This is a genomic window from Tamlana crocina, from assembly GCF_012037625.1.
The window spans coordinates 1-594 of sequence record NZ_JAAVJS010000098.1; the positions used below are offsets into that span (position 1 = coordinate 1).

The following is a 594-nucleotide window of genomic DNA, read 5'->3' on the forward strand; positions in this document are numbered from 1 at the left end:
GTGGCTCCAAGGATCTTGTTAGTTTCTGCTTCAATGAAGACCTTTAACAGGCCGGTGGTTTCCCCCATTTCCTTAGCCCTGGCGATTTTTTTCATGGGTCGCATGGCTACCTTTGCTTTAATGCCTTTTTCTTTTATTTCTTTCTCGTTGAGGCCTACTCTTGCCACGGCAGGATCAATGTAGGCAGCATAACAGGTAAATCTATCGGAAAGATATCTTTTTTGATCTTCAAAAAGGTGCGAATTTACAATTTGGAAATCATTGTATGCAGTGTGGGTAAAAGCACCTTCTCCATTGCAATCTCACAGAGCCCAAATATTTGGCGCACTTGTTTGAAGTTCATCGTTGACTTTAATGAATCCGTGGTCATCAAGAACTACGTCGGTATTTTCCAGCCCAAGATCATCTGTGTTGGGAATACGGCCTGCAGCTACGAGGACATGCGGAGAGCTGATGCTTTTTTTGCCTTCCTCACAATGATAAGACACCTTTATTTCCCCGTCATCTTCAGTTGCCGAAATGCATTGAGATTTCAGCAGCACTTCAATTCCGCTGTCTTTCAGAACCTGGGCAATGATCTCTGCAATGTCATCA

At 43.6% G+C, this 594-nt stretch carries 1 protein-coding gene and 1 pseudogene; both read right to left on the reverse strand.

Annotated elements, in window-relative coordinates:
* Positions 1-251 (reverse strand): annotated as a pseudogene (locus tag HC176_RS20055) (pyruvate/2-oxoglutarate dehydrogenase complex dihydrolipoamide dehydrogenase); the annotation flags it as partial.
* A 51-nt stretch (positions 252-302) separates the two neighbouring features.
* The coding region (locus HC176_RS20060) for an FAD-dependent oxidoreductase (RefSeq protein WP_245234919.1) at positions 303-594 on the reverse strand (292 nt) is incomplete at its 5' end.